We start from the raw sequence: 24,094 nt of genomic DNA, 5'->3' as shown, positions 1-24,094 counted from the left end.
TTGTATGACAACAGGAAAAGCATATTTAGTTGGAGCAGGACCAGGGGATATCGGACTCATTACAGTAAAAGGCCTAGAAGCCATTCAAAGAGCGGAGGTTATTCTTTATGACCGACTTGCAAACCCAAAGCTTCTGGATTTTGCACCGCCAAATTGTGAGTTTATCTACTGTGGGAAGCTTCCTGATCGTCATACCCTCAGGCAGGAAAAAATAAACGAGCTACTTGTAGAGAAAACAGCTGCAGGAAAAATCGTCGTTCGATTAAAGGGTGGAGACCCTGGAGTGTTCGGACGCGTAGGTGAAGAAGCAGAGGCTTTAGCTAAAAATGGTCTTTCGTTTGAATTGATTCCAGGAATCACTTCCGGAATTGCAGCCCCTCTCTATGCTGGTATTCCAGTAACCCACCGAGAATATGGAGAATCATTTGCCATTGTTACGGCTCATGATAAATCAAAGGACGGGAAATCTACACTCAACTGGGAAGGACTTGCAAAAGGGATCGATACAATTGCTTTTTACATGGGTGTAGGCAATCTTTCGCATATATGTACGAATTTACTTTCACATGGGAAACCCTCATCAACACCAGTCACGCTCATTCAGTGGGGAACATTTGGACGTCAAAAAACACTGGAAGGTACACTTGAAACGATCGTTCAGCGTGTGGAGGAAGAAAAGTTTACGAATCCAGCCATTACGTTGGTTGGAAATATCGCTTCTCTTAGAGAAAAAATCAGCTGGTTTGAGAAAAAACCATTATTTGGTCGCCAGATATTGCTTCCAAGAACAGGGCTGAACACGAGTAATCTAGCAAAGGCATTAGAAGAACAAGGTGCTGACGTGATTGAATTTCCTAAATGGAAACGTGTAAAAATAACACCAGATCGTCTCATACTATCTAAGCTCTCAATGTATTCTTCCATTATATTTACCTCACCTGAGAGCGTAGAAGAGTTCTTTCAAATATTAATAGAAGAGAAAATAGACATTCGTTCAATCCAAGCTGATTTGTACGGTATGTCGCAGAAATCAGTAAATCAACTATTGAATAAAGGGCTGCTCGCTGAACCAACTGAGAAATTAAGAAAAGGAGGGACTATCCTCCTCATTGGAAGTAGTAATAATATAGAAGAAACTAGTCAAAACGTCTTGAATTTTGGGAATTTTGAAACCTTTACAACATCTATAAAAGAAGTGGATGAAACGTATCTGCCTATTTTTAAGCGTATGCTTGACGACTCTAAGCTTAATACAGTAATCTTTCCAAGTTCCGCTTCTGTACCAATATTGATAAAAGCACTTGAGAAAACTGATTCTCTTACAACAGATATGTTAAAAGAACTAGAGATATACTGCTTTGGTAATCAAACAATGAATGCACTACTAGCACACGAAATACTAGGGGCAGAACAAACAAAAGAAGCAACTATCCCGTCGCTTCTATTATCTCTAGCAAAAAAGTCTGATTCCTAAAAAGCAAACGGTGATGAAATGGAAAACTTATATCCTGTCTTTATAAATCTAAAATACAAAAAGGTATGTATTATTGGCGGGGGACGAATTGCTGCTCGTAAACTGGAAGGATTATTGCAATCAGAAGCAGTCATTACGATCATAAGTCCCACTCTCATGGAGTCCATTTTTCCCTACGTAAACAGTGGATTAGTTCATTGGATTCAAAAATCGTTTGAACTAAGTGATATTGAGGATGCTTTCTATATTATCTCTGCCACCAATGATCCACATGTAAGTAGTGAACTACGGAAAGGGGTCAGTCCCTCTCAACTCATCAACTTTGCTGATGATTATTCCTCTTCTAACGTAATCGTACCTTCTGTCGTTAGGAGAGGACGGCTTGCCATTGCAGTTACGACCTCTGGTGCAAGTCCCAGCTTATCGAAAAAAATAAAAAAAGATCTAGAGGCCATTTATAGTAAAGATTATGAGGATTATGTAGAGTTCCTAATGGAAAAGCGCTCCTATATTCAAGAGAGTGTAAATGACACAGATAAAAGAAGAAAATTGCTCTCTCTGCTTGTAGAGGATCCGATATTTCGTACGGAAGAGAGAGAAAAGCGCTTCCAAAAAATTTACAAAAAGATCAACAATAATTGTGAGTAAGGGGTGCCTTACTCCTTTTTTTTATGGTATAATCTGTTTTTGTAAACAGAATGCTAAAAATCATTGGCATTTTTAAAGAGAATATTAAATATTTTTTAAGAAAAGACAAGAGTCGTCACAATTTGTTAATAACTATGTTGTACACTATTGTTTGTTACTCGCTACTATTTAAGATATTGACAATTACTAAAATTATAGTAAAGGTTTTAATGATGAAGAGGTGATTAAATATGCTTAACAAAAAATTAACGCACATACAGTTTTATTTTGTGGCAATTATTCTTTTGTGGATTAAGACTTACGGAGCATATCGATTTGAATTCAATTTAGATCTTGATAATGGAATACAGAAGTTTTTGTTATTTATTAACCCAATTAGTTCTGCCATTCTTTTTCTAGGACTTGCTTTATTTTTTAAAGGGAAAAGATCACTAAAAATGCTAGTGACAGTTAATTTCCTTCTTACTTTTTTATTGTTTGCTAATATTGTGTATTACCGCTTTTTCTCCGATTTCATTACGTTGCCAACCTTAACTCAAACAGGTAACGCATCAGATCTTGGAGGAAGTATTTTAGCTTTAATTCGACCAACGGATTCATTGTATTTCCTAGACACAATCATTTTGTTTACACTCTTACTAACTAAGCGAGTAACACCGATGGTTGGAAAATTAAAAGGACGACAACTTGCTCTAGTATTTCTTACTGGTCTTGGTTTCTTCGCAGTCAATCTTGGACTTGCTGAGACAGATCGTCCTCAGCTATTAACAAGAACATTTGACCGTAATTATATTGTTAAATATTTAGGTATGTACAACTTTACCATTTATGACGCGATTCAAAGCACAGGTGTATCTGCTCAACGTGCAATGGCAGACACGGACGATATTACGGAAGTGCAAAACTTCACAAGAGCGCTATATGCTGAACCAAACCCAGAACTATTTGGGGTAGCAAAAGGGAAGAACGTGATCTATATTCATTTAGAGTCTGTTCAAAATTTCCTAATTGATTACCAATTAAACGGACAAGAAGTTACTCCGTTTATGAATTCTTTAACAAGAGATTCCAATACGTTTTATTTTGATAATTTCTTCCATCAGACTGGGCAAGGGAAAACAGCTGATGCTGAATTTATGTTAGAAAACTCATTATATGGATTACCACAAGGATCTGCATTCTCAACAAGAGGACGTAACACGTACCAAGCAGCACCTGCTATTCTTGGACAACAAGGTTATACATCAGCGGTGTTCCATGGTAACAATCGTACATTCTGGAACCGTGATGAAATTTATAAACGACTTGGCTTCGATAAGTTTTATGATTTAAGCTATTACAATGCAAAAGAAGAAGATGTCCTTAACTACGGTCTTAAAGATAAACCGTTCTTCGAGGAATCTGTTTCATTACTAGAGTCTGTACCGCAGCCTTTCTATGCTAAATTTATTACTTTATCGAACCACTTCCCGTATCCAATGGATCAAGAGGAAGCAACCATTGAAAAGCATACAACTGGGGACACTTCGGTTGATAACTATTTCCAAACCGCACGTTATTTAGATGAAGCTTTAAGCGAATTCTTTGCGTATCTGAAGGAAAGTGGTTTATATGAAAATTCAATGATCGTTATGTATGGTGACCATTATGGCATTTCAGAAAACCATAATAAAGCCATGTCGATTGTACTTGATAAAGAGGTAAATGAATTTGAAAGTGCACAACTTCAAAGAGTACCACTTTTCATACACATTCCGGGTGTTGAAGGTGGAACAATGCATCAATATGGTGGTCAAGTCGACTTAATGCCAACCGTATTACATTTACTTGGTGTAAGTACGAAGGAATATGTACAGCTTGGTACTGATTTATTTTCAACACAGCATGATTCAGTTGTACCATTCCGTAACGGGAACTTCATTAGCGAATCTGTTACTTATATTGATGGTAGACTCTACAATACAGCAACTGGAGAGCGCATAGAGGAAACAGAAGAGATCACTCGTATGAAGGAGCAAACAGAAGAAAAGCTCCGTACATCTGACGTGATTGTAAATAAAGACTTGCTTCGTTTCTACACACCGGATGGTTTTACACCAGTAAATCCTAATGACTATGACTATACAAACAAGGCTGAGACAAAAACAGAAACTGAAATAGAAACTGAAGAGTCTGAAGTACCAGCCAATGAAGAAGTAAGCCAATAAAAAACTGTAGGGGATATATTCCCTTACAGTTTTTTTCATATAAAAAACAAATGGTCAATCCCAAAAGCCCAGATTGACCATTTGTTTTCATAATTTAAAAGAACTCTTTAACGAAACGATTTGGTTAAAAACAATATGTGATGACTTAGAGTCCTTAGGATCTACATTAAAGTAGCCATGACGGAAGAATTGGTATTTATCATGTGCCTTGATATCAGACATATTTGGTTCGATAAATCCGTTAATTTTTTGCAATGAATTTTCATTAACGTTATCAAGGAATGTTTTGTTTTCTGACTCTTCTTCATCCTCGGCCGTGTTGTCTAAGATCAGAGGCTCATACAAACGGAATTCTGCTGGAATCGCTTGTGATACTTCCACCCAATGTAGAGTACCCTTAACCTTTCTTCCCGTAAAGCCCGTTCCGCTCTTTGTTTCCGGGTCATACGAACAGTGGATTTCAACAACATTGCCATCCTCATCCTTGATGACTTCTTCACATTTAATAAAGTAAGCGTGCTTAAGTCTCACTTCATTACCAGGGAAGAGGCGGAAGTATTTACTTGGAGGATTTTCCATAAAGTCATCTTGCTCAATATATATTTCTCTAGAGAACGGGATTTGTCTGATGCCCATTTCAGGATTCTCCGGATTGATCTCCGCATCAAGCATCTCTACTTGGCCTTCAGGATAATTCGTAATAACAACTTTTAACGGTCGAAGTACGCCCATCGTTCTTGGTGCTTTCAACTTTAGATCTTCACGAACAAAATGTTCAAGCATAGCAGAATCTACCACACCTGACCCTTTTGAAATACCTGTTTCTTTTACAAACTCACGAATCGCTTCTGGAGTATAACCTTTTCTTCGTAATCCAGATATCGTTGGCATCCGAGGATCGTCCCAACCATCTACAAAACCTTCGTCAACAAGCTGTTTTAGTTTTCTCTTACTCATTACAGTATTCGTAAGCCCTAGTCGACCAAACTCGATTTGTTGTGGCTGACTCTCCATTTCACATTGCTCAACAACCCAATTATACAGCGGACGTTGATCCTCAAACTCCGTTGTACATAATGAGTGGGTTACACCTTCAATTGCATCCTCTAACGGGTGTGCAAAAGCGTACATAGGGTAGATACACCATTTGTCACCCGTATTATGATGACTTGCATGAGAAACACGATAAATAACTGGATCGCGAAGGTTAATATTAGGTGAACTCATGTCAATTTTTGCACGAAGCACCTTCTGACCGTTCTCAAATTCACCCTTACGCATACGAGCAAATAAATCAAGATTCTCTTCAATGGAGCGAGTTCTAAATGGACTTTCTTTCCCAGGCTCCGTAAGAGTTCCACGATATTCCCGAATCTCATCTGCGGTTAAATCATCCACATAGGCAAGTCCCTTATTAATTAATAATACGGCTCTATCATACATTTCTTCGAAGTAGTCTGAAGCAAATCGAAGCTCTTCCCATTCAAAACCAAGCCACTTTACATCTTCCTTAATGGAATCAACGTATTCTTGATCTTCTTTCAATGGGTTAGTATCATCAAAGCGTAGATTTGTACGTCCATTAAACTCATCTGCTAAACCAAAGTTAATCACAATTGATTTTGCATGACCAATATGTAAGTATCCGTTTGGTTCAGGAGGGAAGCGGGTAATAATCTCTTTATGTTTTCCCGATTCTATATCCTCCTTAATAATTGTCTTAATAAAATTTGAAGTTTCCAACCAGAATCAGCCTTTCTATGTAACTGTTTTAAATATCATTTGTCTTTCATTATAATATATCAGCAACATAATTAAAAACCCTTATTAGTGATTTATTAATAATGTCAAGACTTGTTTTCAGAAAATTATTTCAATAATCATTTTATTGGAAACTTGTTTCCCATTCATGCAACCATTTTTAATAGTAAGATTGACCAAAATTAAAAAAGTTTTCCAGAAAAATTTCAATCTTGTAATATAGCTGTAATATTTCTATCACAAACAAAAGCAGCAGTGGATTTCATGCTGTAATATACATGAAATATTAAAGGCTCTTTTTTCTAAGATATATTAATAATTCCATACATGGTTGTAAAAAACATTTCCTCCAATTATTAGTTATACCTTTCTAGTAAAATACCAACTATCATTAAGGTAACAACAAGAGCTAACAGGAGGGAATACATGAAAAAACAACTATTTGCAGCCGCAGTAACAGCAGGTTTACTTTTCACATCCTTCAACGCTACAGCGAGTGCACATGAAAAAACACATAAAGTTTCTTCTGGAGATACTCTCTATCGAATTGCATTAAACAATAATCTATCAGTCTCGCAAATTATGGAGTGGAACAAGCTTTCTACTTCTAGCATATATGTTGGACAAACATTAACATTACTTGCACCACACACACACACAACAACTTCTTCATCTACGTACACAGTAAAAGCTGGTGATACACTTTGGGGAATTTCAACAAGAAATGGAATGACTGTTGATCAGTTAAAATCTTTAAACAAATTAACAACCAATACATTGTATGTTGGACAAGTATTAAAACTATCTGGGACAGCACCAGCGCCAACAACAACTTCAACTTCAACGATTAATTCTTTAATTGCTGAATCTAAAAAGTATATCGGTGTTCCTTATGTTTGGGGCGGAAGCACACCATCTGGATTCGATTGTAGCGGTTATTTAAATTATGTATTTGCAAAAGTAGGCGTTTCTATTCCTCGAACAGTGGAGACCATTTGGGGAGCAACCAAGTCTGTATCTGCACCAAGAGTAGGGGACTTAGTTTTCTTTACAACGTATAAAGCAGGTCCGTCTCATGCAGGTATTTATCTTGGGAACAATCAGTTTATCCATGCAAGTTCTTCTCAAGGCGTAACGATTTCTGATATGAACAACACTTACTGGAAATCACGGTACCTAGGAGCACGTACTACTTTTTAAAACTGTAAAAGCAAAAGAACCTGTCCACACAGTTCATGATCATCATAACTGGGTGGACGGGTTTTTATTTTTTCACAGGTCCATATCGCTCTGAAACTACATGTTTTCGCTATAGTTGATTTCTTGTTTTAAGTTGGCTCCAAACCGGTTGGAGACACGCAGATCATGACCATCTTCATCAGATGCCACATGTATAATATCTTCAACTGCACCTCGTTTGCTTGCTCTTCTTATTTCCGATTCACTACTTGTTACATCTTCATTCTTCAAATGACTCACCTCAAAGGATAGTATGTTCATTTAGTAGACATCTATTCTGATAAGAAGGTGAGAGCTTGCTACTTATGATTGCACCATTTGAGATTGAATATAATGATACAAAAGCTTTCCAGTATTCTCAATGGAAGACTCATGAGTACGCTCAAACGCATGAGAAGAATCGATGCCTGGCCCGATTAACCCATGGACGATATCGTGCCCAGACCGAATCGCAGCAGAAGCATCTGAACCGTAATATGGGTAAATATCGAGCTTATATTCAATATTATTTTCTTCAGCTAAACGTACCAAATGTTTTCGAAGTTCATAATGGTACGGACCGCTTGCATCCTTTACACAAATCGAAACCGTATATTCATCTGTTGATTGACCATCGCCCATGGCACCCATATCTACTGCCAAATACTCGATGGTTTCGGGTGTGATATTGGAGTTGCCACCATAACCGATTTCTTCATTATTAGATATGAGAAAATGTGTTGTATATGGAAGTTCAATCGATTGTTGCTTAATCGTTTTTATCAATTGTAATAAAATAGCTACACTTGCTTTATCATCAAGATGCCGTGACTTGATAAAGCCACTTTCTGTTCGCTCCACGCGAGGGTCGAAGGATACAAAATCTCCCACCTCAATGCCTAGTTTCTTAACCTCCTCTTTATTTTTCACAACCTCATCTATTCGGACTTCCATATTTTCTTGATTTCTTTCCGCTTTACCTGCATCCTTATAAACATGAACAGACGTTTGACGCATTAAAATGGTTCCCGTAAATCTCTTTCCACTACTTGTTTCAATTTGGCAATACTCTCCCTCTATGGAGTTGTATTGAAAACCACCAATTAAATCGATCTTCAAACGACCGTTTGACTTTATTTCCTTCACCATTGCCCCTAATGTGTCCACATGTGCAGTCAGCATTCTGTGATGACTATCAACAAGCCCCTTAATTGTAGCGATTAAACCACCTTTGCGATTTCTTATTGTTTCCACTCCAATTTCCTCTAAAAACTTCTCAACAAAGGTAATCACATCATTTGTGTTGCCTGAAGGACTTGGAATGGAGACTAACTCGGTTAATAAATCTAGTGTTTCATTCATATCTATGTATGTCATGCATGATTCCTCCTTTTTAAACTAAATAGTAGCATTCATACCTGAAAAAATACAGCGGCGAGTTTTACAAAAGGATAAATTTGGATATAGATAAAAACAGTAAACAAAGGAGGGAAATGATGTTCAGGGACATTTTTCATCAATCGACACTCCCGCAGGTGGTCATAGAGCCAGACTTAACATATATTGAAATGAACAACGCATTTTGCCAGTTTCTCGGTTATACAAAAGAAGAGTGTGATTCGATAACGATTGAAAGTATTTCACATCCCGATGATTTTCTTCAGGATTTTCGTCAATTTCAAAGGTTACATAATGGAATCATCAAAGAATATGAAATGGTTAAACGCTATATTCACAAAAATGGACAGATCAAAACAGGCAGATTAAAGGTTTGTACGATCCGAGACCAAGAAACAAAGAAAAAATTCTTCCTCGCCCAAATTTATGATTTAACTGAATTCACTAAAGTTTATGAGGGATTAAGACAAAGCGAACAAAAATATCGACTGCTCGCAGAAAACAGCTCAGATATTATTTGTCTACATGACTCTCATGGTCACTTTCTGTATATTAGTCCGTCCATCAAAGGAGAGCTTGGTTACGAGCCTGAAGAACTAATTGGCTGTTATTCACCTAAACTCGTTCATCCTGAGGACCAAGACTTCGTTACGCTAGAAGAACAAACGATTGCTTTTCGAGCAAAAAAGAAAAACGGAGCGTATATATGGATGGAAACGGCTATAAAGAAAGTCTCTGATGACGAAAGCAATTGCATGTCACAATTTATTACCGTCACACGTAATATTCAAAAAAGGAAGGAAACGGACGAGCTCCTAAGAAAGTCAGAAAAATTAGCTGTTGTGGGGCAAATGGCTGCTGCCGTTGCCCACGAAATTCGTAACCCTTTAACCCCCATCAAAGGGTTTATTCAGTTACTGAACTCAGGGGCAGAGGTTTCATCTCATTATTCAGCTATCATATTAAATGAAATCAGTCGGATTGAATCCATTCTTTCTGAATTTCTATCTCTTGCAAAACCAACGGAAAGAAAGAAGGAAGCGATTTGTGTAAATGAACTTTTAGAACAGGTGATTCAGATTTTCACACCACAGGCATTTTTAGCCAACAAGGAAATTCTTTTTCAAAAAAATGGAGAATCAAATAAAAAAATTAATGGCGATAGCAACTCCCTAAAACAAGTATTCTACAACGTGTTACAAAATGCCCTAGACGCCATCGAGGAAAAGGGACGAATCATGGTGAACCTTGAAGAAGGGGGAGAGGTACTTTGTGTACATATCAATGACAACGGATGTGGAATGCCAGATGAACGGATCAAGCTGATAGGAGAACCCTTTTACTCTACAAAAGAGAAGGGAACAGGATTAGGTTTGATGACAAGCTACAATATCATAGAAAATCATGATGGGACGATTAGCTTTGAAAGTAAAGAAGGAGAGGGAACGACCGTTACGATATCATTTCCATTCATTGAAAAAGAGGCATAAATAAAAAAGTGAGAGCTCATTAGCTATGAGCTCTCACTTTTTTATGATAAAGTCGTTCAAAATATGGGTGTAAATGCTGTACTACATACCCGAGAGTTAAAGTGACAACAATCGTACCTACTCCAATTTCTCCTTTGAAGAGAAGAGCAAGTATAAATGCCGAACCCTCAGCGATCACCCTCGATAACCCAAGTGAGAGACCAAAGCGCTCATGAATCGCAACCATTAAGACATCCATGGGGCTTGATGGTAGCTTTGCTTGAAGATAAATCGATATTCCAAGACCCAATATGAGAATTCCGCAAATAAGTGAGATGACTTTCAATAAAAGTGAACCAGGATGATAGTGATTAAATAAAACAAAAAACCAAAAGTCAATTAATAAACCAATCGATAAAATCGTTAAACCTGCTAAATATTCTGGCTTCTTCTTTTGAAGAATGGAATTAATAATAATTAGGATAATACCTTTAATTAATACACATGTACCCATGCTAAGGCCAAATACACGTGCTTCTCCAATCGCCAGTGCATCCCATGCCCCTGCACCAAGACCTGCTTGAATAATCAGGCACACACCGAAGGTAAGTATCAGGATTCCGATAAGAAAAAATACCATTCTGTTCTTCATAAGCTGCTCCTTTTTGAACTAATACAGACTATTATCTCCACACAAAGAATGAACATACAACTTGCCAATTGTACGATAAATGTTATAGAGTAGGCATAAATACTGGAGGTAGTTATTTTGGAAAACAAATGCAAACTTAATCATCCCGTTGAAGACGTTCGAAACAAATACGAATCGCAAAAATAGTATTTACCTTTAGACATGATTTCTTCTTTTGAAGCATTTTTCACCCATGAACATACTCAGGACATCTTAAATGATGTGTTTCATTTGTTAAAAAAATACGATCTTTCTTCAGAGGAAGAGAGAGAACAAAGAAATAAAAGGTTGTATATGGTTTTACATAATGTATAAAAAAGGAAGCGGACTTCAAGTTCGCTTTTTTTGTAACAGGACAAACCTGTTGTATCGTCTACTCGTATAGAAAGAAAAATCAAAATTTCAAAAATCAAAAAGAGAAGCTATAATGAATATAATGTTTAAAGAATGGGGGGGCGACATGAAAAAAGAAGTAAAGGTAGCGATGATTGGAATTGGTGCAATTGGAGAACGTGTACTGCGAAAGTTCCAGTACCATTCAGGTGTAGAGCTTGTTGCTGTTTGTGATCAGAATGCTGAAAAATTACAAGCGCTCAAAGAAGAATTGGAAGACGTTTCTCTCCACACGGATTATATAGACATGTTACAGAAAAATGAGATTGATTTGGTATATATTGCTGTCCCTCCCAAATATCATCATGAAATTGTTTTATACGTTTTAAAACAAAAAAAGCATGTTTTATGTGAAAAGCCTTTAGCCAATTCATTAAATGAAGCCATCGAAATGCTGGAAGCAGCAAGAGAAGCTCGGGTTACACATGCGATGAATTTTCCAATGGTGTATACAAATGTATATCAATTATTTAAAGATAAAGTGTTAACTGGGGAAATCGGAGAGGTAAAAAGGGTAGAGGTTCATTTACATTTTACCGAGTGGCCACGTGCCTGGCAGAAAAATAATTGGATTTCTAGCCGAGAGCAAGGCGGCTTTATAAGGGAAGTTGCACCACACTATATTCACATGATTCACGATATGCTAGGTGAACTACATGACGTAACATCTTTTGTCGATTATCCTGAAAACGAGTCTTTGTGTGAAACTGCATTTGTCACACATATGAAGCTACAAAACGGCGTAACCGTATTATTTAACGGAGTAAGCGGAATTGGCCAGAAGGAACATCTCTCGTTTAAAGTGTTTGGAGAGAAGGGGACGCTTGATTTAACAAATTGGAGCCAACTTTGTATGAGTTCCCCAGATAAACAGACATCCGTTCTGCCGATTGAAAGAACCGAGCAGCATGATATTGTTATGGAGATTCTTAATGCTATTGAAGGAAAAGAAGCTAAAATAGTAACATTCGAACAAGGCTACCAAGTCCAACAAGTGTTAGAAAAAATGTTAAAAAAATAGCACAAAAGACACCTTGCAGGGTGTCTTTTTTCGGTATTCGAAAGATTCCTATTGCAGGGAGAAACCGATTGGGAGTATGATAACTTTTGAATAGTGAAAATGGAAAAAGAAAGAAGCTGAGTGTATGAAACCTTCTTCATATGAGTATAATGAAAAGCTTAGCATTCAAAATGGAATCGCTTCAACGATCGTCACAAACATTACGAATAATTACTTCACTTTATTTGCTATCAGCGCCTTAGGTGCAAGCAATTATCAGATCGGCCTTATGAATTCCCTTCCTCAATTTATCGGTATGTTTGCGATGGTTGCAGGCTCTATCCTATTAGGGCGATTAAATGAGAAAAAGAAGTTTACCGCCTTATCCATTCTCTTTACTAGATTATTTCTTATATTAATGACATTTGTCATATATATTCCAGGTGACTATAAAAGCTGGGTTTTTGTCATACTAGTTGGCTTAATGAATTTCCCAGGCTCGTTTGCTCTCGTAAGCTGGCAATCTTTTATCGGAGATTTGATTCCAGAGTCACGGAGAAGTAATTTCTTTAGTAACCGCAATCGTATTTTAACAATTGTAGGGATGATTTCAACGTTTATTATCGGACTATCATTACAGTATTTTCATCCTTCCAATCCATTGCCATATCAAGTATTATTTTTTCTGGCCTTTTTATTTGGTTTAGTGGAAGTGTATTATTTATTTAAACATAAGGAGCCCAAGCTAGAAAAGAAAGTTGTCACAAAAAGCAAAGGACTCGGATTTCATGTGTATAAGCACAAGCCATTTTTATATTTCTTAGTTTGTGGATTATTCTTTAATTTTGCCTGGCAAATGGCCTGGTCACTTTTTAGCATTTACCAGATAAAATATGCCATGGCAACAGGTCTATGGATTAGCTTATTTGCTGTTGCCAATCAAGTCGCACAAATTGTCAGCTTTAAATGGTGGGGAAGAATGGCAGACAAGCATAGCAATGCGAAAATGATGATTCTTGTCTCGGTTGGAATGGCAACTGCCCCCATTTTAAACGTTTTGTCTACCAATCTCGTATACTTATTAATTGTGAACGGGTTGTCCGGTTTTTTCGTCTCAGGCACGGTCTTGATTTTATTTAATCAACTGCTAGAAGTCACAAAAGAAGACAATCGAAGCTTATGCATCTCACATTACAATGTGTTATTAGCATTTGTAGCTTTTATTGCTCCTCAGTTTGGGGTATATTTACTTGAAACCACATCTATGGACATGGCCATGACAACAGCAACTATATTGCGTGGACTTAATGCTTTTCTTTTCTTAGCGCTTTACGTTTTCATGAAAAAAGAAAAATTCAAGCAAAATACGCTTATTCCGTCTAACTAACCATTGTTCTAGAATGACTCTTTTCGGTCTATACTAACAAAAAGAAGTCGAAAAATAAGTTAACAAGTCATCTTCATCCGAGGGTGACTATTTTCTTTCATAAGAAATACTGCATGCAGATAGTTGGAGGGGGAATCGCTTGTGGAAAGGGAACGAGAACTTGAGCAGAAAAGAGTTAATGAGATCATAAAAATAATTAATCATAAATCAAACAAAATCTTTAAGCATCTTGAGAAAGTCGGTGGAGATGCACTCGAAATTAGGCAAAACTTCTGGAATGACGTAACAGTGAATACGGATGAAGCAGATGATTTAGCAGAAACCTTCTCAAGCATCAAACAACAAGCCCAGCTTCTATTGGAAAGGGAAAGAAGCCAAAGTCAGCTCGATAAACAAATCAATACCTTGTTTCGGTTAAAAAATTCGCCTTATTTTGGTCGCGTAGACTTTTTAGAAAATAACGAACCATCTACCGAATCTATTTACATAGGAATTAGTTCATTGATGGATGAAAAAGATGAAAACTTTCTGATATTTGATTGGAGAGCACCCATATCCAGCCTTTATTATGATTACTCCCCCGGAGAGGCAAAATATACTACTCCAGAGGGGACGATTGAAGGCGTCATTGAGTTAAAGCGTCAATTTCTAATTCGCCATAGCGTGATTCAAGGTATGTTCGATACCGGGATTACAATTGGCGACGAAATGTTACAGGAAGTATTAGGAAATAATGCGAATTCACAAATGAAAAGTATTGTTGCAACGATTCAAAAAGAACAAAATCGAATTATTCGAGATGAAAAAAGCAAACTATTAATTGTTCAAGGTGTTGCTGGAAGTGGAAAAACATCCGCAGCCTTACAGCGTGTAGCCTATTTACTTTACCGATATCGCGGGAAAATCACCTCTCAAAACATTATGCTGTTTTCACCTAATCCATTATTCAATAGCTATGTGTCCACGGTTTTACCAGAGCTTGGTGAAGAGAACATGCAGCAAAGTACGTTTTTAGAATTTCTTTCATCAAGAGTAGGTGCAAGGCTTGAGCTCGAGGATTCTTTTATGCAATTAGAAAGCCTTCTGTCCTCTGAGCAAATCAGTTCGTACGAGCTACGAATGAAGAGTATTAAGTTAAAGTCGAGTCTTGATTATAAAAATATTCTTGATGACTATATTCAAAAATTAAACCATTCCGGCCTTCAGTTTCACCCGATCGTTTTCAAAGGGAAAGTTCTTTTGTCAGCTGAAGACATAACAGAAAAGTTTTATCGTCTAGATAAACAAGCAAGTATCCCAAGTCGGATGGAAGACCTAAAAGAATGGTTATTAAAAGAAATTCGTAGACACAAACGCGCAGAAGCAAAGAAAGACTGGGTAAAGGAAGAAATTCAGTTTCTAGATAAAGAAGATTATTTGGAAAGCTTCAAAAAAATTCAGAAAAAAGAGAATGACGGATTTCAAGATTTTGATGTAGAAGAGAAATTTTTATCAAGTGTAGTCGTTGCTAGATACTTTAAACCTCTCATCAAAAAAATTAAAAGATATCAGTTCATTAATTATGAAGAAATATACCGAAACCTATTCTTCACTTTGTCTGGAGAATGGGAAGAGGTCGTTGGACTAAGCTTAAGGCAATTAGAAGAGGGATTTTTAACCTATGAAGATGCGACCCCATTTGTCTATTTAAAAGAGAAGATCGAGGGGAGCAAATCAAGGCTTTCCATTAAGCATGTCTTTATTGATGAGGCACAGGACTATTCACCATTTCAATTTGCGTATATTCGTGAATTGTTTCCCGTAAGCAAAATCACCTTACTTGGTGATATCAATCAAGGGATTTATGCACATACAGATGACACAAGCTCCATTTTGCTAGGAGAAGAAGTGAAAGATAAAGAAACGATTACTTTAACAAAGAGCTATCGCTCAACCAGACCGATTGTTGAATTTACAAAAGGTTTATTGCCAAACGGCGAAATGATCGAACCATTTAACAGGGATGGAGAGAAACCAACTCTAACGATTTACAAGAAGAAGGAAAGTCATAAACAGGGGTTACAAAGCCTTCTTGACCAACTGGTTGAGGCAGGGCATGAAACGATTGCAGTTATTTGTAAAACAGCGAAAGAAAGTGCAACGGTCTATGCTTCCTTAAAAACCGGTCGCGATGTTCACCTGGTTGAAAAGGGAACCGTCTCCTTTGAAAAAGGAATTACCATTATCCCAGCGTATTTGGCAAAGGGCATCGAGTTTGATGCAGTTATTATTCACGATGCGTCTCAACATACGTACTTTAGAGAAAACGAACGAAGACTCTTTTATACCGCTTGTACAAGAGCGATGCACGAGCTTCACATACTTTCCCTAGGAGAACCGTCTATGCTTTTAAAAAATAGTATGGAAAAACTACAGGCAGCCCACAAATAGGCTGCCTGTTTTTTCGATTGTTATAACGATTCTGCAAGCTCATACCAGTACGTGCACAGTGTCTCAAGTCCTTTGTCAAAGTTCTCAAGGTGGAAATGCTCGTTCGGAGCGTGGAAGTTTTCCGTAGATAATCCAAAGCCCATCAAGACCACTGGTAGTCCTAATAATTGATCAAAAGCGGCAACGATTGGAATCGACCCACCTCCACGAGTATAAGCAGTAGGAACTTTGTAAATGGCTTCGTATGCCCTGCCAGCTGCTTGGATGGCTGGATGCTCGAGAGGAGTCACATACGGATGACCTTGATCAAATAAGGACACATTTACCGTCACACCCGCGGGTACATTCGCGTAAATATGCTTGGTTAAAAGATCGGCAATTTCAGCTGGATCTTGATTAGGAACCAAACGACAGGTAATTTTCGCAGAGGCCTTAGCAGGAATGACCGTTTTAATGCCCTCTCCTTGAAAGCCTCCGTAAATGCCGTTCACTTCTAAGGTAGGTCGCACGTAGGTACGTTCTCGGGCGGTAAATCCAGGTTCTCCATGCAGTTCAGAAACTCCTAATTGTTCCTTTAGTTCCTCGTCTATGTCACCAAGTGCTGCAAATGCTTCTCGTTCTTCTGATGTAATCTCTTGAACACTATCATAAAAACCTTCAACTAACACTTTTCCGTCAGGACTGTGGAAGGAATTCACAATCTCTACTAATGCATGAATCGAATTCTGCACCGCACCTCCGTAAAGTCCTGAATGAAGATCACTATTTGCACCAGTTACATCGATCTGAAGTCCGCATAAACCGCGTAGTCCATAACAAATGGCAGGTTTTCCAGGCCCTTGCATGCCGGTGTCTGAAATCACTATCACATCAGCAGCCAACAACTTCTTATTCTCTTCAACAAACTGAGGAAGAGTAGGACTTCCAATTTCTTCTTCTCCTTCTATACAAAACTTGAAATTCACAGGAAGGCTTCCAGTTGTTCGTAAGATCGCCTCCACTGCTTTTATATGCATAAACACTTGACCTTTATCATCGCTTGCCCCTCGAGCGTAAATTTTGTGGTCACGAATATTGGCTTCAAATGGGGGAGTATCCCAAAGTTCAAGCGGATCAACCGGCTGAACATCATAATGGCCATATACGAGTACAGTTGGCTTTCCTTCTTGCTTTAACCAATCACCATACACAACAGGATGGCCCTTCGTTTCATATACTTTTACGTTTTCCATTCCAGCATCCTGTAGCGCTTTTGCCGTCCATTTTGCTGCACTTTTCACATCTTGTTTATGCTCAGGAAGGGAGCTAATACTTGGTATAGCCAAATACTTGGTAAGCTCTTCTAAATGCTTGCTTCGGTTGGAAGCTAAATAATCAAAAATCTCTTTGTTCATCACTCATTCTCCTTTAATTAAAACAGTTCTTATTAGTATTTCGATAGACGAAACGAAAAATCCTTTAAATAAAATCATACGAATTTTTCATAATATTGGTAGATATAATATGGTGAAAATAGTATAATTGTGTAAAATTACACGAAAAGGAGGATATAACAATGGATTCTGTTACAAAAGAGCAAAGGAAACAGATCTTCAGAGAAGAACTTAATTTGCTAAAAAAAGAGCAACATATTTCATATGCGATCTACGACAAGGTATACGAAGCATACGAAAAGTTCAACTATATAAGCATCCATAAAGAAACGTTAAAAGAAAAAGAGACGACACCTGTTAACATAGTGAATGCCAAACCAGAAAAAAAGAAAGTCGTACGAGAAAACAAAAAGAAAACTCCTGAGCAATTACGTGAAAGAAATATCACTTGGTTGCTTAACTTAGGGGTCATTTTGTTACTGATTGGTGGATTGTATGTAGCGACAAGCAACTGGGAGACCATGTCTAGTTGGATGAAAGCTAGTTCCATCGGTCTGGTTGCATGTTTATTCTATGGAATGGCTTATATATCAAAAAGAATCCTTCATATCAACCAAACAGCGTTTGCTTTTACTGTCTTAGGAAGTCTATTTTTACCCATTTTCCTGTTATCTCTGGGCTGGTTTCAGTTATTAGGCTCTTATTTCTCTTATACAGGAGAGGGAAGATACTTTCTAGGAATGCTAAGCGGCTACATACTTGTACCCATTTATCTATTATTAGCTAAAAAGATTTCTTCTCGTCTATTTGTTTGGTTTGCGGGAGTTGCTACAACAATCGGCACGGCATTTTTTCTGACGGCACTTCCTATCCAAAGAGATGGTTTTTATTTCGGAATGATTTTGTACCATGCAGGCTTGTTACTCGTCCATTTTTATATGAAAAAGAAACCTTCTTTTACATGGTTTACGAAAGAGGTTCTTCCATTTTTCCAAGCAAGCTTAGTACTGACGACGGCTTTTATGTTACTCCTATTTGATCATCCTGTCTTCTATGGAATGAACATTATATTTACTGCCGTTTTATATTTATCAATGGTGTTTGTGACTGGCCACAAAAACTATCATTTTGTTTTTACTTTATTTTTGGTTTATGGATTGTATCAGCTTGTCGAGAACTCGATTCTTCTAACAGTTGGACCAATCATGTATGCATTGGTAGGGTCGTTTCTACTAGGCATGCCTCTATTTTTACAAGGAGGAGTGGATTGGAAGAAAATCTTCTCACTGACAAGTGCGGTGGTATCGCTTATTGCATTTGTATATATATCCGCCAAAGCCTTCCTCGTCAACTTAGGAGATCCCACAATGGTGATGATGATTTCTTATTTGATTCTTGCCGGTAATTTTTATTACTTAGCTCTTTCTGAAAAAAAGCAGTGGTTTACGTATGTAACTTCAAGTTTTTTAGTTGCGGCTTTATTTGAATTAATGATGCTTGTAAATAAGGTTGCTCTGTTTGATTCCTTTCTGCCATTGTTTTTTATCGGGTTCTTCCTCTTCGTTGTTTTTGGTGTTACGGTACCATCGCTCATTCGCCAAAGCTCTAGAGATGTGGGGATGGGGGTCATGGTTTTACCACTTCTTCCGTCTTGGCTCATGTATGATTGGTGGGAAACAGGCGTGATGTTTGGGTTATTAGCTCTATGCTTTATCCTTGGAAGAAAAGTGGAGGAACGCTCGTTTTATCTGGAAATGATTACTTGGGTCATTCCTATTTGTTATGGGTTAAGTACAGCTGCCATGTTTGAGGAAGGTAAGGAATGGTTCGACTGGAGTAAGGAAGAAGTGGGGCCTGCCCTTAATTTTATCGCAGGAAGCGTACTTCTTCTCTTGATCGAGAAGACAAAGAGACCAGCCTTTTTTATATCACAAGCCTTCTATTTGATAGGAATTCTTTATTCATTTAGTTTGCCAGTTAATGATTTTATCAGAGTCTTTATTCTCTCTGGTGGAATGGCTATCTCATATCTTCTTTATCAACAGACAAAGCAGAAGACCGTCACCTATTATGTGACTCTTTGTTCGCTCATTTCCTATATCACTCTTGTTTATGCGATTCATGAAAGCTCTCGTTTTCCTTTATGGCTAGAGGAGGAGCAATGGGTAATCGGTGGAGCGATTTTAATCATAGTAAGCTATGTATTACGAAGACACGAAATGGAACTGTCTACCAGTTTCTTATATACAGCTCATGTTTATTTACCAGCAGCCTTGCTATTAACATTCTTTGCTTTTAATAATGATGGCATATGGAGCTTTGTGATTGCGACTTTACTGTATGGTTTGAGTGTTAAGCTTGTTAGCAAAGAATGGATCCTAAAAACCCTCCTTTACGGCTGTTATATAAGTTTATTTGTTGCTATCAGTTTATATCTTATTGAATCAGGCTGGAGTGAATACTCGTTTTTCGTGACAAGTATCGTTTTAGCGATTTGGTGGGGAGTTAGCACTAAAGTATGGAAGGAGAGATCCACCCTTTTTCTTATTCCATTTTCAATGATCGGAATGCTCTCCATGCTAACATCGTATCCATTTGGAGGATCCATGTATCTTTGTCTGCTGCTTTATGGCGTGGGAGTCTTGTTCCTTTTACATCAACAAAAATGGGATTTCCTTGTCATACTTCCATTAATGGTTATGCTAGCAGGGAGCATTCAGTTTTCCTATGTTTCAACCTTACTTGATACGGAGGGTACAATGGTTCTTTTCGCCGGTCTCGGTTTATTGTCTCTTTTTGCGGGTAAAAAGATTTATAAAGGACTAACCTTGTTAAATGCTCACATGCCATTTCGCTATTGTGATGCCTATACGGTCACAGCTTTTCTGTATGTATTATTCCTGTATACGGTGGAACCAGTAGGGATTCTTTTGGGAATCTTGCCTGGTATCCTAATATGTATATTTTTGTGGATGCAGCAACCGCGGGTTAGTCCAAAGCTAGCTTGGATTCCAAAATTTTTAGCAGGTAGTTATTTACTAGAGCCTTATTATCAAGTGCTTGATCTACTCACGATCCCTGCCTTGTTCGAGAGGGAGTTATATGTTTTACCTTTCATCGTATTAGGAATTTATTTGGAGCGTTGTTTGAAGGGTGCATATTCTACACTGATTCAAAGAATTCAATGGGGAATATTGATCGGAGTTGCATTATTACTCGTTCAAGATGGTTTACAGAGCAATACTGTATATGATGCGATTATCGTCGGTACACTTTCACTTCTGTCGATATTGACTGGAACGATACTTCGAATCAAATCGTATTTCTTTGTAGGCTCAGGTGTCCTGCTACTCAATGTCGTCTTACAAACAAGACCATATTGGGGCAATCTCCCATGGTGGGCATACTTGCTACTAGCCGGATCCTTGTTAATCTCAGTGGCTAGCTATAACGAATGGAATAAACAAAAGCGGGCAAAAGGAGAGATACCGAAGCTAGAAGAGATCAGAAGAAAGGTTCTGTTGCGACTAAAGACGTGGAAATAAAAATTGTAATGTTTGTTTTTTCTACTAGAGTAGTGATATGATATAAACTGATTTTACATAAGAAGGAGATGTTCTCACAATGGCTAAAAAAGGATATATAGCAATGGAGAATGGGGAAAAGGTAGAATTCGACTTATTCCCAAACGAAGCACCTGGTACAGTTGAAAACTTTGAAAAATTAGCAAATGAAGGTTTCTACGATGGAGTTACTTTCCACCGTGTTATTCCTGGTTTCGTAAGCCAAGGTGGAGACCCAACTGGAACTGGAGCAGGCGGCCCTGGTTATTCTATCAAATGTGAAACAGTAGGAAACCCTCACAAGCATGAAGAAGGTAGCCTTTCTATGGCACATGCTGGAAAAGATACTGGTGGAAGCCAATTCTTTATCGTTCATGAGCCACAACCACACTTAAACGGAGTTCACACTGTTTTCGGTAAAGTAACTTCAGGAATTAGTGCTGTAAAAGCGATGAGAAACGGCGACACAATGAAAGAAGTTCGCGTATTCGACGCTGAATAATACAAAGGAAGAGTCCATTTGGGCTCTTTTTTTGTTGCCCAAACCACACACCGTTCTAATGAATGAACCACACCCCTCTTTCATATATTGGTACAAGCGGGCAAAAGGGAGGGGACAACCATTCATCCCGGTAAAGGAATGTCCCTTCTGTTTGTCTAATATTCCTGCTAAGGCTATACGGTGCCCACAGTGTACCTCACAACTAACGATAGGTGGGGAAGATGAGTTCGGGGAACAAGATAATGATACTCGAGCAAAGATTCACTTTCGGCAAAATAAAAAGCGCTTGAGCTAAATATTCTCAAGTGCTTTTCTATCGTCACCAAAGCAATTCATACAGGCGGCTATTAAATAAATTCGTATCAATTGGACACTGTCGTGCATCGCGGCCATATTGCCAGCCCCATACATTGGCCTTACATGACGGCTTTTTCGGACGGAAGTTAGGAGCGCTTCTTGCTTTTGTCGGACCCGGCCCGGGCTCTGCACTCCACAAAATGAGTTGATTGGCCACTTTATTATCCTTAGCAACAGCGGCACAATACGCCTTGGTAAACTCTCCATGAACGGGGTCGTGGTATAAGCCAGCCTTGTAGCCGCTCGGTTCCATGGCATCAACAAAGCCTCTAATCCATTCTTCATCTACTTTAAAAAACTTCTCAATATTCCCAAATACCACTTTGCCTTTTGGAATACTTAATCGTCTTGCATGATAAATTGCATTTTGTGCCACAACTTTTCCTTCTCGATACCCAACCGCTTCACGAAAATTACTTAATATCGGTAACAGCTTTATGCCCCTACTACGAATAAAACGGACTTCTTCTCTCGTGAGCCCAGCTACTTCTTTTCCTTGAATGGGTGCTACATATCTTCCCCAATAGGATGGCTTCCCAAATTCATTTTCCACAAAACTATACAGGTCCTCCGTTACTTCTGCAGAAGAGTCTACACCCCAATAATAAGCCAATGGCCATTCTCCCTTCAACTTATGTTAACTTTAGATTATATAGGGAGAATCTTGTCCTCATTCCAAAAAAAGCGTGATTACCTAGAAGGATTCCAAGTAATCACGCGCTGTTTATTTATGAGCTTGGCACTAATAATATAGCGTTCAGGTGCATTGCCTAAAAAATAGAAGGGGTAACAGGTTGTCAACGTCAAAGTTGCCCTTGGCTTTGGCGCCATAACAGAATGATCGTCCGCTGTTACAATTCGTATGCGATAGATTTTATAGGTGAAAGCTCCTTCTGGTGTTGTTACGACCAGTTCATCGTCTTCCTTCAAATGACGCAAGCCTCTAAATACAGTATCTCGATGACCTGATAAAATCGTATGATTTTCTTCACCCGGCAAAGCACTTCGGATATAATGTCCAACTCCGGTACGCAATACTTCTGTTCCGGTACCCTCATAAATAGGAAACACTTGCTCTAATCGAGGAATGTACAGTTCAGCAAATTTCTCACCTACAGATGGTTTCACGTCGTACAGTGGCCACTGTTTGTCAGAAGAAGCTTCTGTTACTTTAACAGGCAGAGGCGAGTCCATTTTAACTTGTTGGATGGAAAGAGTTCCTTCTAAGTAATAATACATGTTGACAGCAGCAAGACTAACCCCAATGAGGAGCAAGCCTGCTGCTAGCATGTTTATCTTCATTATTTTATTGCCGATAGGGTTTTCTTTCGTATCAAGAAAAGACCCAGTCCAGAAAAGGCTAGAATGAGACCCAGCAGGATTCCCGTTCCATAAAAGCTTGCTGTATCAGGAAGCTGTGCCACTAGTTCCCCAACATCTGCGACTTTTTCAAAAGCACTCAAAACAAAATCCCCTGAAAGCATGGCATGGGTTAGCTCAACATCTGCGAGCAGCTCACCACTTAAACTATGCAGTTGTACAAGGAGACCGTCACTTGTAAATTCATTCGCCTGTAATAGCTCTTCATATGATATAGCTGTTTGAGCTCCAGCAGAGTCGACTAAATAAAAAGTCGGAACTACCTGCATGGCGTCCATCATCTTAGCAAACAGGGAGGAAAGCTCCTCTTTTTCAGCATCTGTAAACTCTGAATCAGAAGCCATCATGATTTCCTCTATTCTTGTATCGATGGTCACCATTTGATGTTGCATATCATCTGAATCGATTTTCTCGAGGTGTGCAAACAGTTGATCAGCTTCTTCCTCTGAAATGCCAATCGACGCTAGAAATTCTTCTAGATCCTTTAATACTGAGAGGTGATTTAAATAAAAATCCACCGCATCTGCTAATTCTTGCTTTGACTCATGTTCCTCAACCGTTGTACCATACTCGGACAAAATCACATCAAGTTCTTCTCTTGATAAATCGTAGTCTGATAATATTTCATTAACCTCCGTATCCGTCACAGCAGCATGGGCGTTCAGAATTCCCCATTGCGAAAAAATAAGACCGAAGAAGATAAGCGCACTTAATTTTCTCACTATACTAATCCTCCATTTCGAAAGTATCGATAATGGTATTGTTTGTAAATTTATGAAAAAACATACTCGCTTTTCCTAATGAATGTTAATGTTTGCTATTATTGGCATAAAGAAAGAGCAC

The 24,094-nt window shown here is 38.2% G+C and carries 18 protein-coding genes and 1 pseudogene; 11 read left to right on the top strand and 8 right to left on the bottom strand.

Features of this window, described 5'->3' with window-relative positions; genetic code table 11:
* Positions 1-4: 4 nt before the first annotated feature.
* The 3 genes from cobA (at position 5) to ltaS (ending at position 4,329) form a co-directional block, all read left to right on the top strand.
* Positions 5-1,474 (top strand): uroporphyrinogen-III C-methyltransferase, encoded by a 1,470-nt coding sequence (gene cobA / locus ACFFHF_RS23255; protein ID WP_160546018.1) that lies wholly within the window; start codon positions 5-7, stop codon positions 1,472-1,474.
* A gap of 18 nt (positions 1,475-1,492) precedes the next feature.
* Positions 1,493-2,122 carry a precorrin-2 dehydrogenase/sirohydrochlorin ferrochelatase family protein gene (locus ACFFHF_RS23250; RefSeq protein ID WP_340903508.1) on the top strand — a complete coding sequence of 210 codons (630 nt, stop codon included), beginning with the start codon at positions 1,493-1,495 and terminating at the stop codon, positions 2,120-2,122.
* Between the two features lie 230 nt (positions 2,123-2,352).
* Positions 2,353-4,329: a lipoteichoic acid synthase gene (gene ltaS, locus ACFFHF_RS23245; RefSeq protein WP_377059173.1), complete on the top strand. Its 1,977-nt coding sequence runs from the start codon at positions 2,353-2,355 to the stop codon at positions 4,327-4,329.
* Between the two features lie 87 nt (positions 4,330-4,416).
* Here ltaS and ACFFHF_RS23240 read toward each other — a convergent pair whose 3' ends face one another.
* A complete protein-coding gene (locus tag ACFFHF_RS23240; protein WP_377059172.1) occupies positions 4,417-6,072 on the bottom strand; it encodes a glutamine--tRNA ligase/YqeY domain fusion protein in 1,656 nt (551 codons plus the stop codon).
* A 444-nt stretch (positions 6,073-6,516) separates the two neighbouring features.
* On the opposite strand from ACFFHF_RS23240, the gene ACFFHF_RS23235 reads away from it, so the two are divergent.
* Positions 6,517-7,290, top strand: a complete 774-nt coding sequence (locus ACFFHF_RS23235; RefSeq protein ID WP_377059171.1) for a C40 family peptidase — start codon at positions 6,517-6,519, stop codon at positions 7,288-7,290.
* Between the two features lie 96 nt (positions 7,291-7,386).
* Here the strand turns inward: ACFFHF_RS23235 and ACFFHF_RS23230 are convergent, their stop codons facing one another.
* Positions 7,387-7,590, bottom strand: coding sequence for a hypothetical protein (locus ACFFHF_RS23230; RefSeq protein WP_377059170.1), 204 nt, complete (start codon positions 7,588-7,590; stop codon positions 7,387-7,389).
* Between the two features lie 42 nt (positions 7,591-7,632).
* A complete protein-coding gene (locus ACFFHF_RS23225; protein ID WP_160546156.1) occupies positions 7,633-8,670 on the bottom strand; it encodes a M42 family metallopeptidase in 1,038 nt (345 codons plus the stop codon).
* Between the two features lie 131 nt (positions 8,671-8,801).
* Here ACFFHF_RS23225 and ACFFHF_RS23220 point away from each other — a divergent pair, with 131 nt between their 5' ends.
* The gene (locus tag ACFFHF_RS23220; RefSeq protein ID WP_377059169.1) at positions 8,802-10,196 is read left to right on the top strand and encodes a PAS domain S-box protein; all 1,395 of its coding nucleotides are present in this window, start codon (positions 8,802-8,804) and stop codon (positions 10,194-10,196) included.
* A 19-nt stretch (positions 10,197-10,215) separates the two neighbouring features.
* Here the strand turns inward: ACFFHF_RS23220 and ACFFHF_RS23215 are convergent, their stop codons facing one another.
* Positions 10,216-10,827, bottom strand: coding sequence for a YczE/YyaS/YitT family protein (locus ACFFHF_RS23215; protein WP_377059168.1), 612 nt, complete (start codon positions 10,825-10,827; stop codon positions 10,216-10,218).
* 117 nt (positions 10,828-10,944) lie between these two features.
* On the opposite strand from ACFFHF_RS23215, the pseudogene ACFFHF_RS23210 reads away from it, so the two are divergent.
* The 4 genes and pseudogenes from ACFFHF_RS23210 to helD all read left to right on the top strand — a co-directional run bounded on the left by ACFFHF_RS23210 (position 10,945) and on the right by helD (position 16,076).
* Positions 10,945-11,181, top strand: a pseudogene (locus ACFFHF_RS23210) (hypothetical protein).
* A 145-nt stretch (positions 11,182-11,326) separates the two neighbouring features.
* Positions 11,327-12,280, top strand: a complete 954-nt coding sequence (locus ACFFHF_RS23205; protein WP_377059167.1) for a Gfo/Idh/MocA family protein — start codon at positions 11,327-11,329, stop codon at positions 12,278-12,280.
* Positions 12,281-12,404: 124 nt separating this feature from the next.
* Positions 12,405-13,646 carry an MFS transporter gene (locus ACFFHF_RS23200; protein WP_340903498.1) on the top strand — a complete coding sequence of 414 codons (1,242 nt, stop codon included), beginning with the start codon at positions 12,405-12,407 and terminating at the stop codon, positions 13,644-13,646.
* 141 nt (positions 13,647-13,787) lie between these two features.
* Positions 13,788-16,076 (top strand): RNA polymerase recycling motor HelD, encoded by a 2,289-nt coding sequence (gene helD, locus ACFFHF_RS23195; protein WP_377059166.1) that lies wholly within the window; start codon positions 13,788-13,790, stop codon positions 16,074-16,076.
* Positions 16,077-16,096: 20 nt separating this feature from the next.
* On the opposite strand, the gene ACFFHF_RS23190 is transcribed toward helD, so the two are convergent.
* Positions 16,097-17,470: a dipeptidase gene (locus tag ACFFHF_RS23190; protein WP_377059165.1), complete on the bottom strand. Its 1,374-nt coding sequence runs from the start codon at positions 17,468-17,470 to the stop codon at positions 16,097-16,099.
* 161 nt (positions 17,471-17,631) lie between these two features.
* Here ACFFHF_RS23190 and ACFFHF_RS23185 point away from each other — a divergent pair, with 161 nt between their 5' ends.
* Positions 17,632-20,994 (top strand): hypothetical protein, encoded by a 3,363-nt coding sequence (locus tag ACFFHF_RS23185; protein WP_377059164.1) that lies wholly within the window; start codon positions 17,632-17,634, stop codon positions 20,992-20,994.
* Positions 20,995-21,073: 79 nt separating this feature from the next.
* Entirely contained in the window at positions 21,074-21,514 is a 441-nt protein-coding gene (locus tag ACFFHF_RS23180) for a peptidylprolyl isomerase (RefSeq protein WP_160546005.1), read from the top strand.
* Between the two features lie 319 nt (positions 21,515-21,833).
* Here the strand turns inward: ACFFHF_RS23180 and ACFFHF_RS23175 are convergent, their stop codons facing one another.
* The 3 genes from ACFFHF_RS23175 to ACFFHF_RS23165 form a co-directional block, all read right to left on the bottom strand.
* On the bottom strand, positions 21,834-22,484 hold the full coding sequence (locus ACFFHF_RS23175) for a glycoside hydrolase domain-containing protein (protein ID WP_340903491.1): 651 nt from the start codon (positions 22,482-22,484) through the stop codon (positions 21,834-21,836).
* A 77-nt stretch (positions 22,485-22,561) separates the two neighbouring features.
* Entirely contained in the window at positions 22,562-23,173 is a 612-nt protein-coding gene (srtD, locus tag ACFFHF_RS23170) for a class D sortase, LPxTATN-specific (RefSeq protein ID WP_340903490.1), read from the bottom strand.
* The gene (locus tag ACFFHF_RS23165; RefSeq protein ID WP_340903488.1) at positions 23,173-23,973 is read right to left on the bottom strand and encodes a processed acidic surface protein; all 801 of its coding nucleotides are present in this window, start codon (positions 23,971-23,973) and stop codon (positions 23,173-23,175) included. The genes srtD and ACFFHF_RS23165 overlap by 1 nt, the downstream gene beginning before the upstream one ends.
* Between the last annotated feature and the right edge of the window lie 121 nt (positions 23,974-24,094).

It is taken from the genome of Robertmurraya beringensis (assembly GCF_042433785.1).
GTDB lineage: Bacteria > Bacillota > Bacilli > Bacillales > Cytobacillaceae > Robertmurraya_A > Robertmurraya_A beringensis.
Note: the sequence above shows the minus strand (reverse complement) of the source record. Positions and strands in the feature narration are given on the sequence as shown.